General features: G+C 62.5%; 13 protein-coding genes. 9 read left to right on the top strand and 4 right to left on the bottom strand.

Going from position 1 to position 14,354, the window contains the following annotated elements; all coding sequences use genetic code 11:
• Positions 1-31: 31 nt before the first annotated feature.
• The 5 genes from JHX88_RS11825 (at position 32) to ispG (ending at position 3,968) form a co-directional block, all read left to right on the top strand.
• On the top strand, positions 32-250 hold the full coding sequence (locus tag JHX88_RS11825; protein ID WP_076527007.1) for a SlyX family protein: 219 nt from the start codon (positions 32-34) through the stop codon (positions 248-250).
• A 201-nt stretch (positions 251-451) separates the two neighbouring features.
• On the top strand, positions 452-1,744 hold the full coding sequence (locus tag JHX88_RS11820; protein WP_076527008.1) for an adenylosuccinate synthase: 1,293 nt from the start codon (positions 452-454) through the stop codon (positions 1,742-1,744).
• Between the two features lie 146 nt (positions 1,745-1,890).
• Positions 1,891-2,103 (top strand): DUF2842 domain-containing protein, encoded by a 213-nt coding sequence (locus JHX88_RS11815; RefSeq protein ID WP_076527009.1) that lies wholly within the window; start codon positions 1,891-1,893, stop codon positions 2,101-2,103.
• The gene (locus JHX88_RS11810) at positions 2,100-2,765 is read left to right on the top strand and encodes a thiamine diphosphokinase (RefSeq protein WP_076527010.1); all 666 of its coding nucleotides are present in this window, start codon (positions 2,100-2,102) and stop codon (positions 2,763-2,765) included. Before JHX88_RS11815 ends, JHX88_RS11810 begins: the two co-directional genes overlap by 4 nt.
• An 81-nt stretch (positions 2,766-2,846) precedes the next feature.
• Complete coding sequence (ispG, locus tag JHX88_RS11805; protein ID WP_076527098.1) at positions 2,847-3,968, top strand: flavodoxin-dependent (E)-4-hydroxy-3-methylbut-2-enyl-diphosphate synthase; 1,122 nt, start codon at positions 2,847-2,849, stop codon at positions 3,966-3,968.
• A gap of 27 nt (positions 3,969-3,995) precedes the next feature.
• Here the strand turns inward: ispG and JHX88_RS11800 are convergent, their stop codons facing one another.
• Positions 3,996-4,841: an eCIS core domain-containing protein gene (locus tag JHX88_RS11800; protein WP_076527011.1), complete on the bottom strand. Its 846-nt coding sequence runs from the start codon at positions 4,839-4,841 to the stop codon at positions 3,996-3,998.
• Between the two features lie 118 nt (positions 4,842-4,959).
• Positions 4,960-5,973 (bottom strand): GTP 3',8-cyclase MoaA, encoded by a 1,014-nt coding sequence (gene moaA / locus JHX88_RS11795; protein WP_076527012.1) that lies wholly within the window; start codon positions 5,971-5,973, stop codon positions 4,960-4,962.
• Positions 5,974-6,099: 126 nt separating this feature from the next.
• Here moaA and JHX88_RS11790 point away from each other — a divergent pair, with 126 nt between their 5' ends.
• The 4 genes from JHX88_RS11790 to JHX88_RS11775 all read left to right on the top strand — a co-directional run bounded on the left by JHX88_RS11790 (position 6,100) and on the right by JHX88_RS11775 (position 10,002).
• A complete protein-coding gene (locus tag JHX88_RS11790; RefSeq protein WP_272848013.1) occupies positions 6,100-6,627 on the top strand; it encodes a hypothetical protein in 528 nt (175 codons plus the stop codon).
• A 125-nt stretch (positions 6,628-6,752) separates the two neighbouring features.
• Complete coding sequence (gene aroA / locus JHX88_RS11785) at positions 6,753-8,093, top strand: 3-phosphoshikimate 1-carboxyvinyltransferase (RefSeq protein ID WP_076527013.1); 1,341 nt, start codon at positions 6,753-6,755, stop codon at positions 8,091-8,093.
• 107 nt (positions 8,094-8,200) lie between these two features.
• The gene (locus JHX88_RS11780; protein ID WP_076527014.1) at positions 8,201-8,782 is read left to right on the top strand and encodes a transferrin-binding protein-like solute binding protein; all 582 of its coding nucleotides are present in this window, start codon (positions 8,201-8,203) and stop codon (positions 8,780-8,782) included.
• 89 nt (positions 8,783-8,871) lie between these two features.
• Positions 8,872-10,002 carry a hypothetical protein gene (locus JHX88_RS11775; protein ID WP_076527015.1) on the top strand — a complete coding sequence of 377 codons (1,131 nt, stop codon included), beginning with the start codon at positions 8,872-8,874 and terminating at the stop codon, positions 10,000-10,002.
• 17 nt (positions 10,003-10,019) lie between these two features.
• Here JHX88_RS11775 and JHX88_RS11770 read toward each other — a convergent pair whose 3' ends face one another.
• Both JHX88_RS11770 and JHX88_RS11765 read right to left on the bottom strand, forming a co-directional pair.
• Positions 10,020-11,912 carry a propionyl-CoA synthetase gene (locus tag JHX88_RS11770; protein WP_076527016.1) on the bottom strand — a complete coding sequence of 631 codons (1,893 nt, stop codon included), beginning with the start codon at positions 11,910-11,912 and terminating at the stop codon, positions 10,020-10,022.
• Positions 11,913-12,054: 142 nt separating this feature from the next.
• Entirely contained in the window at positions 12,055-14,334 is a 2,280-nt protein-coding gene (locus JHX88_RS11765; protein WP_076527017.1) for an NADP-dependent malic enzyme, read from the bottom strand.
• Positions 14,335-14,354 lie beyond the last annotated feature (20 nt).

Below are 14,354 nucleotides of genomic sequence, written 5' to 3'. Positions count from 1 at the left end.
ATCCGTGGCTGCTCTAACGGAAGGGGGCCAAATGGACAAGCAGCAGGTCACACGGATCGAGCATCTGGAAGAGGCGCTCGCCCATCTGACGCGCCTGACGGACGATCTGAGCGACGTCATCGCCCGGCAGGATACCGAGATCGCCCGGCTGACCCGCCGTGTCGAAATGCTCATGCGGGCCGAAGCCGAACGCGAGGCCGAGGCAGGCGGCACCGTCCCGCTGGCCGACCAGCGCCCGCCGCATTGGTAAACGCGCCCCTTTCTTCTTCATGAAAAATATCCCGGGGGAGCGCAGGCCTGTTTCCATGGGAGAAACAGGCCTGCGCGGGGGCAGAGCCCCCAGCCTTCGGTGACGGCAAGATTCGCCCGATCGAAATCCCCGCTTTTCCCCGCCTGTCTCATGCGCTAGACCCTGCTGCGGACAATTTTCGGGCAATGGAAGGACCGGTTCATGGCCAATGTGGTGGTTGTCGGCGCACAATGGGGCGACGAGGGCAAGGGCAAGATCGTCGATTGGCTCAGCGAGCGTGCCGATGTGATCGCACGGTTTCAGGGCGGCCATAATGCCGGCCATACGCTGGTCATCGGCAATACGGTGTTCAAGCTTTCGCTGCTGCCCTCGGGGATTGTGCGCGAGGGCAAGCTGGCGGTGATCGGCAATGGCGTGGTCCTGGACCCGTGGTCGCTGTTCGGTGAAATCGACAGGTTGACCGCGCAGGGCGTCAAGATCTCGACCGAGAACCTGATGATCGCCGAGAATACGCCGCTGATCCTACCGCTGCACCAGGATCTCGACAAGCTGCGCGAAGAGGCCGCGGGCAAGGCCAAGATCGGCACCACGGGGCGCGGCATTGGCCCGGCCTATGAGGACAAGGTTGGCCGCCGCACCATCCGCGTCGCCGATCTGGGCGATGAAGATACGCTGGATGCGCGGCTCGACCGGCTCTTGGCCCATCACGATGCGCTGCGGCAGGGATTGGGCGCCGAGCCGATCGACCGGGCGGCGCTGAAAGCTACGCTGCTGGAGATCGCGCCCAAGCTGTTGCCTTATGCGCAGCCGGTCTGGAAGGTCATGGCCGAGGCGCGCAAATCCGGCAAGCGCATCCTGTTCGAGGGCGCGCAGGGCTCGCTGCTCGATATCGATTTCGGCACCTATCCCTATGTGACCAGTTCGACCACCATGTCGGGCATGGCGGCCTCGGGCACCGGGATGGGGCCGGGAGCGATCGATTTCGTGCTGGGAATCGTCAAGGCCTACACGACCCGCGTCGGCGAAGGCCCGTTCCCGACCGAGCTTCACGACGATGACGGCCAACGCCTTGGCGAACGCGGCCACGAATTCGGCACCGTCACCGGGCGTCAGCGCCGCTGCGGCTGGTTCGACGCGGTGCTGGTGCGCCAGACCTGCGCGATCTCGGGGGTCAATGGCATCGCCCTGACCAAGCTGGACGTGCTGGACGGGTTCGAGAAGCTGAAAATCTGCGTGGGCTACGAGATCGACGGCAAGCATTACGACTATCTGCCCACCGCCGCCGCGTTGCAGGCTAGGGTCACGCCGATCTATGAAGAGCTTGATGGCTGGCAGGAATCGACCGCCGGCGCCCGAAGCTGGGCCGATCTGCCCGCCGAGGCGATCAAATATGTGCGTCGGGTTGAGGAACTGATCCAATGCCCCGTCGCATTGCTGTCCACCAGCCCCGAACGCGATGACACCATCCTCGTGACTGACCCCTTTGCCGACTGAGCGGACTGTGGCGCAGGCAGACCGGCTCTTCCGGTTTGTCCGCGATACCGAAGGCAGGGGCCGCATAGATACTTCCCATGTGACGGGCAGATCGCATAAAGTCGCGCATGCCCCATGCTTGCCGGCGGAGACAGGAAAATGACGCAATGGATTTGAAGACTCGCAAACGCCTGTCGGTTCTCGTTCTCGTGCTGGGGTTGCCCGCCTATGTCATCGTGGCCGTGACGCTGGTGAACTGGATGGACGCGCAATGGGGGCGGCAGCCGATCTGGATCGAATTGCTGGTCTATATCGGTCTCGGCATCATCTGGATCATTCCCCTGAAACGCCTGTTCACCGGGATTGGCCGAGACGAATGATCCCGCCGCTGGTGATATCGGAGCGGGGGGTGACGGTCGTCGGCGGCGGGGCCATCCGCCCGGTCGAACTGATGACCGCGCTCAGCCTTGCTCCGACTATCGTGGCTGCCGACGGGGGGGCGGATCGGGCGTTGTCGCTTGGGCAGGCGCCGGATTGGGTGATTGGCGACCTGGACAGCATCAGCAGTGCCGCGCGCGAGATCATCCCGGCCGAGCGTATCGTCCATGTGGCCGAACAGGACAGCACCGATTTCACCAAATGCCTGACCCGGATCGCGGCGCCCTTCGTGCTCGCGGTCGGATTCTCGGGGCTGCGGCTGGATCATACGTTGGCGGTGCTGACGGCTCTGGTGAATACCGTGAGGCCGCCGGCGATCATGCTCAATTCCGAGGATATCGTCTTTCTGGCTCCGCCGCGCCTGACCTTGCCCCTGATGCCGGGCACGCGGGTTTCACTTTACCCGATGGGGCCCGCGCGCGGGGTGAGCACGGGGCTTGAATGGCCCATCGAGGGAATCGATTTTGCCCCTGGCATGCGTGTGGGAACGTCGAACCGCGCGACCGGCCTGGTGACGCTACGCCTCGAGGGATCGATGCTGATCATCCTGCCGCGCGAGACGCTGACGACCGTTCTGACGGCGCTGCGCCTGCCGAAAGGCTAGCGAAAGCCATCACAGAGCCGTGCGGCGGTTGCCGTGCGAGACCGGATGGCTTATCTGCAAGGGCGAAACCCGGAGGCTTTCATGTCGCTGAACCCGATCCGTCCATGGCGCAATATCGAGCGGCGGAAATCCCGCCAGATCATGGTGGGCTCCGTGCCGGTTGGCGGCGACGCCCCGATATCCGTGCAGACGATGACCAATACCGATGGCCATGACGTGCGCGCCACGCTCGACCAGGTGATCCGTGCCGCCGATGCGGGCGCGGATATCGTGCGTATCTCGGCCCCCGACCAGGAGACGACACGGGCATTGAAGGAAATCTGCCGCGAAAGCCCGGTGCCGATCGTCGCCGATATCCATTTCCACTACAAGCGCGCCATCGAGGCGGCAGAGGCAGGCGTGGCGTGCCTGCGTATCAATCCCGGCAATATCGGCGACGAGGCCCGCGTGCGCGAGGTAATCAAGGCGGCACGGGATCACGGCTGCTCGATGCGGATCGGCGTGAATGCCGGAAGCCTGGAAAAGCATCTGCTCGAAAAATATGGCGAACCTTGCCCCGATGCCATGGTCGAGTCGGGGCTGGATCACATCAAGATATTGCAGGACAACGATTTTCACGAGTTCAAGATCAGCGTGAAAGCCTCTGACGTGTTCCTTGCCGCAACCGCCTACCAGCAACTGGCCGAGGCGACCGACGCGCCGATCCATCTGGGCATCACCGAGGCGGGCGGTTTCGTCGGCGGCACGGTGAAATCCGCTGTCGGCCTGGGCAACCTGCTGTGGATGGGCATCGGCGACACGATTCGCGTCAGCCTGTCCGCCGATCCGGTCGAAGAGGTGAAGGTCGGCTTCGAGATCCTGAAATCACTGGGCCTGCGGACGCGCGGGGTGCAGATCATCTCGTGCCCCTCCTGCGCGCGTCAGGGCTTTGACGTCATCAAGACGGTGGAAAAGCTGGAAGAGCGGCTGGAGCATATCAAGACGCCGATGAGCCTGTCGATCATCGGCTGCGTGGTGAACGGGCCGGGCGAGGCGCTGATGACCGATATCGGCTTCACCGGTGGCGGCGCGGGCAGCGGCATGGTCTATATGGCCGGGCGGCAGAGCCACAAGATGAGCAACGATCAGATGATCGACCATATCGTGCAACTGGTCGAAGAGCGCGCCGAGAAGATCGAGGCGGAAGCGACGGCGGTGGAGTGATTCCGCCGCGGCCGCTACCCAGGGCCATCAGTGCACGAAGGGGATGAGCCTCTTGTAGAAGCTGAGCGGGGGGCGTTCATGTCCGCTTGTCGGGGTATACGTGTCGTTGGGACAGAACACAGGTTCCAGCGGGTCCCCACCGCAGAGCAGGATGAAGTAGTCCTTGATCATCTCTGCCTGCCCTTCGCGGCTCAGCGCGTTGAACGCCGTATTTTCCCAGTCATGTGTCAGGTAGTGGTAATCGCTGATCAATTGCCAGTATTTCCCAACCTGTTGCCGCAATTCCTGATTGTCATCCGTTACGTATTCGCGGAAATAATGATCGAGCGGAGATTCGATCGGCTCGCCCGGCAGGACACTGGTGACGTTGTGGCTATCGATCATCTCGGCGCTGATCTCGACCGCCATGGGCTGTGGGACAATCTCGCGCGTTGCGTGCAGCGGTCTGCTGACCGCATCCATGACCAACCTGTTTTTCTTGAACCTGCGCAACTTGCTGAGCTGTTCCTTGAGTTCGGCCAAAGATTTCGGCGTTACGTGATTCTTGAGAGATTCCTTGAGTTCCCTCTTGTAGCTATTGCGGAATTTACGGTGCGATAACGTTGCGCGCTGGCCTGACTGATTCTGCCAGACATGCGTCATCTCATGAATCAGCGTCGAGAGTTTGTGCAGCGGTGCGCCGAAGAAATCATCGCGAAAATCATCCTTCGGGAAATGGATGTCGTTTCCGACGGTATGGGGGTTGCTCGGATCGTTGTTTTCTGCGGGATTGTCGTGAATGCGAATCCTTTTGAAGTTTATTGCGCCGTTGAAAACACGGCTCGCTGTTGAAATCTCACCCGGCGTCAGACGCCGTTTAATGCCCTTTTCCATGATTCCCTCGTTTCCCTTGCGGTCTGGACGCAGCTATTTAGTCTCATACCGGGAACACGAAAGGCAAGTTTCTACTTTCGAGATAGCGGAGCTGGACGAAAAATCGCGGGATCTGCCTTCATCCGCCCGTATGGCTCATATGCCGGGACATCTGGCCCGCCACCGCCTGACGCGAATAGTCGAAATCATGGCCCTTGGGCTTGCGGGCGATGGCGGCGCGGATCGCTTCGCGCAGCGGCGCATCCTCTTCTGATTTGCGCAGCGGCGCGCGCAGATCGGCCCGGTCCTCTTGTCCTAGGCACATATACAATTCACCCGTACAGGTGAGACGCACCCTGTTGCAGCTTTCGCAGAAATTATGCGTCAGCGGCGTGATGAAGCCGATCTTCTGCCCGGTTTCCTGCAGGCGGACGTAACGGGCGGGTCCTCCGCTCCGCTCGGCTAGGTCGATCAGGGTGAAGCGTTCGGCCAGCTGGGCACGCAGATCGGTCAGCGGCCAGTATTGGTCCAGCCGGTCCTCATTGCCCAGATCGCCCATCGGCATGACCTCGATGAAGGTCAGGTCATGGCCTTCATCGCCGCACCATTTCACCAGGTCGAACAGTTCCGAATCGTTCACGCCCTTCAAGGCGACGGCATTGATCTTGACCCGCAATCCGGCAGCCTGCGCGGCCTTGATCCCGTCCAGCACCTGGGGCAGGCGGCCCCAACGGGTGATCTCGGCAAATTTTCCGGCATCCAGCGTGTCCAGAGAAACATTCACCCGCCGCACGCCGCAATCGACCAATTGACTGGCAAAACGCCCGAGCTGACTGCCATTGGTGGTCAGGGTCAGCTCGTCCAGCCCCTCGCCCAGATGGCGTGACATCTGTTGGAAAAAGCCCATGATGCCACGCCTGACCAGCGGCTCTCCGCCGGTGATGCGCAGCTTGCGCACGCCAAGCCCGACAAAGGCCGAACAGAGACGGTCCAGCTCCTCCAGCGTCAGAAGCTCGGCCTTGGGCAGGAATTGCATATGCTCGGCCATGCAATAGACGCAGCGGAAGTCGCAGCGATCGGTGACAGATACCCGCAAATAGGTAATCGGCCGGGCGAAAGGGTCGATGAGAGGAGGCTGTGCTGCGTGGGTCATGGGGTCAATCTAGTAATTCCGCATTTGATGCACAAGCTTCCGCCGATCACGCGACCGCTTATGGACGTCGCATCCTGTCACGGTCTAATCTGTGCGCAAGTTCGTAATTCAAGGAGTGTCTTTTCCATGAGCATGTTGAAAGCCGGTCTGGCCGCAGGTCTTTCCCTGACGATTCTGGCAGGGTGCAACCCTTCCAACACCAGTTCGGCCACGACCGATCGTCCTGCCGGGACAGCAGAACCAGGCGAGGTCGAGACGCAATTGTCCAGCGAACAGCTTGCCGCGGTCACCGCGATCACACGTGCGCCTGCGCCCAGGCCCGCGGCCCGCGCCTCTGCCGATCAGCTCGACACCACCACTGCAGAACAGAAGGCGGCGGCGGCCAAGGCTCCGGAAACCGGGGAAACCAAGCTGGGCAACACCGTGGCCTCTCTCGGGGATCCGACCGAGGGTGGGTTCTGGATCAAGACCCCGCTGGTCAAGGCACGCGGCGTTGGGCGCATCCGGAACCCCGAGAATGGCAAATCCGCCAAGGTCGATCTGATTCCGCTGGATGGCCCGGCCAGCGCGGGCAGCCAGGTCTCGTTGCCGGCCTTGCAGCTGATCGGGGTATCGCTGACCGATCTGCCGACGATCGAAGTGTTCAAGTCCTGACGAGGCGGGGCATCGGACCCGTTCCGGGCCCCGGTGTGAACTGACCCCGGCCGCCGCCACGAGAAGATGGTGGCGGCATCCGCATGTCAGCGTTAAAAGACGGGCATAATCATTGAGGTGCCCCGATGTCACATTCCGCCGATCCCCAGCCCATGACCTCCCGCCGTGGCGGCCCCTTGACTGGAGAGGCGCAGGTCCCCGGAGACAAGTCGATCAGCCATCGTGCGCTGATCCTCGGTGCCTTGTCGGTTGGTGAGACGCGGATCACCGGGTTGCTGGAGGGGCAGGACGTGCTGGACACTGCGAAGGCGATGGCGGCCTTCGGGGCCGAGGTCGAGCGGGTCGGACCGGGTGAATGGTCGGTGCATGGCGTCGGCGTCGGTGGCTTTTCCGCGCCCGAATCCGTCATCGATTGCGGCAATTCCGGAACCGGAGTGCGGCTGATCATGGGGGCGATGGCGACGACCCCGATCACTGCCGTCTTCACCGGCGATCCCAGCCTTTCGCGCCGCCCGATGGCACGGGTCACGCTGCCGCTGTCGCAATTCGGCGCCGAGATCACCGCGCGCGAGGGGGAATGCCTGCCCATCACCATTCGCGGCGCTGCCGACCCGGTGCCGCTGCGCTATCGGACCCCGGTCGCCAGCGCACAGATCAAATCGGCGGTCCTGCTGGCAGGGCTGAACGCGCCGGGCGAAACCGTGGTGATCGAGGCCGAGCCGACCCGCGACCATTCCGAACGGATGCTGGCCGGGTTCGGGGCCGATATCCGCACGGAAACCACGGATGAGGGCCATGTAATCACTCTGACTGGCCGGCCCGAGCTGCGGGCCCAGCCCGTTGCGGTGCCGCGCGATCCGTCCAGCGCCGCCTTCCCGGTGGCCGCTGCGCTGATCGTGCCGGGATCGGCGATCCGCGTGCCCGGCGTTTCCCGCAATCCGACACGCGACGGGCTTTACGTTACCCTGTCCGAGATGGGGGCCGATATCAGTTTCGAGAACGAGCGCGAGGAGGGCGGAGAGCCTGTCGCCGATCTGGTCGTGCGCCATGGTCCGCTCAAGGGCGTCAGCGTGCCGCCCGAGCGCGCCGCCAGCATGATCGACGAATTCCCGATCCTGTCGGTGATTGCGGCCTTCGCCGAAGGAAAGACGGTGATGAACGGCGTGGCCGAGCTGCGCGTCAAGGAAAGCGACCGTATCGACGCGATGGCGCGCGGGCTGGAGGCCAATGGCGTCACCGTCGAAGAGACGCGGGACAGCATGACGGTTCATGGGATGGCGAAGGTGCCGGGAGGGGGCATGGCGGCCACCCATCTGGACCACCGCATCGCGATGTCCTTCCTGATCCTCGGCCTGGCGAGCGAGGCCCCGGTCACGGTGGATGACGGCAGTCCCATCATGACGTCATTCCCGGATTTCCTGCCGTTGATGCGGGGACTGGGTGCGGATATGGGGACGTCGGATTGATCAAGGATTGCAGCAGGTTTTTGTTGTTCGCTGCGAACATGTAATGCATACAATGTGGCAATTGGCTTCCGGTATGGTGCCGAGATTACTGAGTGGGAGAACTCCAATTGAATAATCCGAAATTGATCTTGTCCGCGGTTGCGATCCTGTCCATTGCCGCTTGTGGCGGCGGTGGTTCTTCCGGCGGCGGAAACAAGTCACCCAGCTATAATCAATTGATGGCGGAAGGGGCGGAATTTGCGCGGGAATACAATGCGCTGAACGGATTCAGGAACGAATTGACCCCGGTCAGCCTGATGCCCACTACAGGAAAGGCCCATTATTCCGGGGTCGGTGCGGTGAAAGTGAATGCTGGCACGGCTGACGGGCGTCCCCAAGTTGCCGGACGGGCGCGGCTGACGGCGAATTTCGATGATTCGCGCTTGTCCGGAAATGTCAAGGATTTCAAGGCGGCTTCGGGGCATTCCACGACCGGCGGAGAGGTGAGGATCAGGGGTGATATCGTCGAGAACGTGATTCTCGGCAATAGCCGTGGCATGGTCAATATCGATGGGCGCGATCACGAGATCGATGGCGAATTGGCCGGGGTGTTTCTTGATGACGATGCGGATGCGATCGCTGCGGCCAGCGAGGGTTTCACATCGAGAGGTGATCGCTACAGTCTGGGAGTAACTGGCGAAACCGATTAACGTGGAAGAAGATACTGTCCAATCTAGGGGATCGGAACTGCACTTCTTGGGGGAAGACCGGTTCGCTCATTCTTGTTTTTGGGTAGCGTATGATCCGATATGAGCTTGTCACCTCGCAAGCGCGCCATCGTCGAACGGCATTCGGCGTGATCGTGAAACCTGTATCATCGCGTGATCGCGGGGCAGCTGTCAGGCGGATGGTGACCTGCGCCGCCCTCTGCCTGTCCTTGCTTTTCACCAGCACCGCCCATGCGGAGGAAGAGTTTCCCGGTTGGTATGCGTCGATGATATCGGGCTCTGACCGGCTTGCGCTCTATTCGGCCGCGCGGGCAGGGATCGAGGATGCGATCCCGCAATTTATCTACCGGACCGGTGGGATGCATCGCGGTGTGGCGCCTCAGGTGATCGCGCGTGATATCCGTGCCCGCCCGATCCTCTATTACGCCACGAATTTCAATGGCGGCATACCCGGTACGCAAATCAACCTGGGCGGGCTCGATTTCACCATAGATGAAGAATCGCGGGCCAAAAGCGGTATCGCCGCCGGCGCGTCGGTTTCAGGCGGGCTGGTGGCAAGCTATCGCAAGGGATCGCTGCTGCGCCTGTCCTTCGGCAGTTCCGCAGAATGGCTGACCGGCGAGGGGTTGCGGCGGCAACAGCTTGGCGTTTCGGCCTGCGGCCAGCACCATCTCGGCGGATGGACCTGGCTTGACGGTTGCATCAGTGCCGTCCGTGTCTGGCGCAGCTATGACACACATGTCTCGCAGCAGAACATCTCGCTTGGTCCGACCATGATCTACACTGCCGGCGGCATGGATCAGCAACTCGGGCTGCGCGCCACGCGGCAGTTCCATGACGACGGACCGCAGAACGGGCTCGAGGCCGACTGGATCGGGGCCGTTCCCGATCTGGGCGCCGTCAGCGTCGGGCTTGAATGGGCCGAGGTGCTGGAGGGAGAGAATACCTCCTTGCGCGGATTGTCACTCGGCCTTGTTCGCCCTGCGGACCATCATCCCGTCGAGTTCAGTCTGAACTACAACGAGACGGGTGGATATCGGCTGGCGGGCAAGGATCGCGAGGATCGCACGGTTTCACTTGGGCTGAACATGCCCCTGACCGAGAAATTCAGCCTGAATGCCATGATCGGACGTCGCAATTCGACGATTGCCGCCTATGACGAAAGCTTCTGGCGTTTCAATGTCGATCTGCGTGACTGGTGATCCCGTGACCTGTGGGTTCAGTCCTGCTGCGGATAGCCTACGCCACCCAATGCCGCGGCGATCTCGTCCAATATGGCAGGGTCGTCGATCGTGGCGGGCGCGCTGACCTGTTCGCCATTCGCGAGTTTTACCATTGTCGCCCTCAGGATCTTGCCCGAGCGTGTCTTGGGCAATCGTTCGACCACGCAGGCTGTTCTGAATGCCGCAACCGGGCCGATCCTGTCGCGGACCAGGGCAACGACCTCGCGCGTGATCTGATCATCAGAGGTCTCGATCCCCCGCTTGAGGCATAGAAAGCCCAGGGGCACCTCTCCCTTCAGCTTGTCGGCCACACCGATCACCGCGCATTCCGCGACCGCCGGATGCGAGGCCAGAACCTCTTCCATCGCGCCGGTGGACAGGCGATGGCCCGCGACATTGATCACGTCATCCGTGCGCGCCATGATATAGAGATAGCCGTCCTCGTCGACATATCCCGCATCGCCGGTTTCGTAATAGTCGGGAAAGCGGTTCAGGTAGGCCTTGCGAAACCGTTCCTCGGCGTTCCACAGCGAGGGCAGGGTGCCCGGCGGCAAGGGCAGCTTCACCGCGATGGCGCCCAGCGTTCCTGTTGGAACCGGCGTTCCCGCGTCATCGAGTATCTGCACGTCATAGCCCGGCATGGCCACCGAGGGGCTGCCTTTCTTGACCGGCATATGCTCTATCCCAAAGGGATTTGCGGCGATGGACCAGCCGGTCTCGGTCTGCCACCAATGATCCAGCACCGGCAGATGAAGGCGATCTTCCAGCCATTGGATCGTGTCGGGATCGGCGCGTTCCCCGGCAAGGAAAACCGCCTGCAGACCAGAGAGGTCGTAATTCCCGATCAGCTTGCCTTCCGGATCCTCGCGCTTCACCGCGCGGATCGCGGTCGGTGCGGTGAAGAAACTCTTGACCCCATGCTCGCCGATCACCCGCCAGAAGGTGCCCGCATCGGGTGTGCCCACGGGCTTGCCCTCGAAGGCGATGGTGGTCGCGCCCGCGATCAGCGGCGCATAGCAGATATAGCTGTGTCCCACGACCCACCCGACATCCGAGGCCGCCCAGAACACGTCGCCCGCATCGATGCCGTAGATATTCCTCATCGACCAGTTCAGCGCGACGAGATGCCCGGCGGTATGGCGGATGACCCCCTTGGGCTGACCGGTCGTGCCCGAGGTATAGAGGATATAGACCGGGTGATTGCCCTCAACTGCAAGACAATCGGCAGGTGCCGCGCCCTGCTGGAAATCCTGCCATTCGATATCGCGCTCCGGGATCAGCTCGGCGTTCTCCTGCTCGCGTTGCAGGATCACGCAGAAATCGGGCTTGTGCGCGGCGCTCTCGATGGCCGCGTCCAGCAAGGGCTTGTATCGGACGACCCGCCCCGGCTCCAGCCCGCAAGAGGCCGCGATGATGGCGCGGGGCTTTGCGTCATCGATGCGGACGGCCAGTTCGCGGGCGGCGAAACCGCCAAAGACGACGGAATGGATGGCGCCGATCCGGGTGCAGGCCAGCATCGCCTCCAGCGCCTCGGGAACCATCGGCATATAGATGATGACGCGGTCACCCTTGCCCACTCCCCTCGCACGTAGCGCACCGGCCAAACGGGCCACGCGGTCGCGCAACTCACGGAAACTGAGGCTTTGGCTCGTTCCGGTAATCGGGCTGTCATGGATGATGGCGGGCTGATCGCCGCGACCGGCCTCGACATGGCGATCAACGGCGTTCCAGCATGTGTTGACCAGCGCATCGGAAAACCATTCGCCCGCCGGTCCCTGATCGAACCAGGCGCGGCTTGGCGGGCGTTCCCAATCGACCTGCCGCGCCGCGTCCATCCAGAACCCTTCCGGGTCCGATTTCCATGCATCGTAAACCTGCCGATACGCCATCTCGCGCCCCTCCCTGTCTTTGGGAAGTGTTACGCGATCAGGTCAGTTCGCTGCAACTCTGCTTCTTCTTCATGCAAATATCCCGGGGGTCCGGGGGCTGGCCCCCGGCCATCGCGGGACGCAACCACGGCCCCGCAGCTCCTCAACTGTAATGCGCGACCGGGGTTCCCGCCAGCATGCTCATGTTCAACAGCCCGCGCGTGGTGATGGAAGGAGTCACGATATGAGCGCGGTTGCCCATGCCCATCAGGATCGGCCCGACCTCCAGCCCGTTGGCGCACATCTTCAGCGCGTTGCGCACGCCCGATGCGGCATCGGTGCCGGGGAAGACCACGATATTCGCTGCGCCTTCTAGCCGCGATCCGGGGAAGATGCGCTCGCGCAATTCCGGATCGAGCGCCGCGTCGACATGCATCTCGCCATCATATATGAAATCGGGTTTCTGGGCGTCCAGCAATTCCATCGCCGCCCGCATCTTGCGCCCTGTATAACTGTCCAGGTTCCCGAATTGCGAATGGCTGCACAGCGCGATCCGCGGTGTGACGCCAAAGCGGCGGACATGCCGGGCGGCCCCGATGACGGTTTCTGCTACCTGCTGCGGAGTCGGATCGTTATGGCATTGCGTGTCGGCAACGAAAAGCGGGCCATCCTCCATGATGATCATCGATAGTGCGCCGACCGGCTGCAACCCGTCGCGGGCCAGAACCTGGCGGATATATTGCAGATGCCATGAATATTGCCCGAATGTTCCGCAGATCAGGCTGTCGGCCTCTTCGCGATGGACCATGACCGCGCCGATGGCGGTGGTATTGGTGCGCATGATGGCGCGGGCAATATCGGGGCTGACCCCGCGCCGCGCCATCAACTGGTGATATGTCTCCCAGTAATCGCGGTAACGCGGATCGTTCTCCGGGTTCACGATCTCGAAATCCCGCTCGGGCCGGATCGGCAGGCCGGCCCGTTCGGCGCGCATCGAGATCACCTCGGGGCGGCCGATCAGGATCGGCACATCAGTGGTTTCCTCCAGCATCGCGTTGGCGGCGCGCAGCACGCGCTCGTCCTCGCCCTCGGCAAAGACGATGCGGCGGGTGGAGGTGGCGGCCGCCTCGAAGACCGGACGCATGATCAATGCCGAACGGAAGACCGATCCGTCCAGCTTGCGCTTGTAGGTATCGAGATCCTCGATCGGGCGGGTCGCCACTCCGGATTCCATCGCGGCGCGGGCGACGGCCGAGGACACGACACCGATCAGGCGCGGGTCGAAGGGCTTGGGGATCAGGTAATCCGGGCCGAAGGTCAGGGTCTCGCCACGATAGGCGGCAGCGGCCTCGGCGGCCGTGGTGGCGCGGGCCAGCGCCGCGATGCCTTCGACGCAGGCTATCTCCATCTCGTCATTGATGGTTGTGGCCCCGACGTCCAGCGCACCCCGGAAGATGAACGGAAAGCAGAGGACATTGTTGACCTGGTTGGGAAAATCGCTGCGTCCGGTAGCGATGATCGCATCGGGGGCGACGGCGCGGGCATCGTCGGGCAGGATCTCGGGCGTGGGATTGGCCAGAGCGAAGATGATCGGCTGCTTGCCCATCTTCTGCACCATCTCGGGTGTCAGAACGCCGGGTCCGGACAAGCCGAGAAACAGATCCGTTCCCTCTATCACCTCGTCGAGTGTCCGCAGATCGCTGGCCTGCGCATAGGCGGCCTTCTGCGGGTTCATGTCCTCGACCCGGCCTTCATAGACCAGCCCGTTGATATCGCAAAGCCAGACATTCTCGCGCTTGACGCCCAGTTTCAGCAGCATGTCGAGACAGGCGATCCCCGCGGCGCCGCCGCCGGTCGAGACCACCTTGATATCGGCGAAGGACTTGCCCGCCACGCGCAGTGCATTGGTGGCGGCGGCGCCCACGACAATGGCGGTGCCATGCTGGTCATCGTGGAACACCGGAATGTTCATCCGCTCGCGGCACAGCTTTTCGACGATGAAGCAATCGGGTGCCTTGATATCCTCGAGATTGACCGCGCCGAAAGTCGGTTCCAGCGCACATACGATATCGGCCAGTTTCTCGGGATCGGATTCGTTCACCTCGATATCGAAGCAATCGATATTGGCGAATTTCTTGAACAGGACCGCCTTGCCCTCCATGACCGGTTTGGCTGCCGCCGCACCGATATTGCCCAGGCCCAGGACTGCGGTTCCATTTGACACCACTGCCACCAGGTTACCGCGCGAGGTGTAGCGGCTGGCATTGGCGGGATCGGCCTTGATCTCCAGGCAGGCCTCGGCGACGCCGGGAGAATAGGCGCGGGACAAGTCGCGGCCATTGGCCAGGGGTTTGGTCGCCCGCACCTCAAGCTTACCCGGACGCGGGAATTCGTGATAATCAAGTGCCGATTGCCGGGCGTTGTCCTGCCTGCGGTCGTTCATGTCTGCCCCCTCCGGTTTCA

This window comes from Paracoccus saliphilus (genome assembly GCF_028553805.1).
In the GTDB taxonomy this organism is placed as follows: Bacteria; Pseudomonadota; Alphaproteobacteria; order Rhodobacterales; family Rhodobacteraceae; genus Paracoccus; species Paracoccus saliphilus.
The sequence above is the reverse complement of the archived record's forward strand: the minus strand, read 5'-3'. Positions and strand labels throughout refer to the sequence as shown.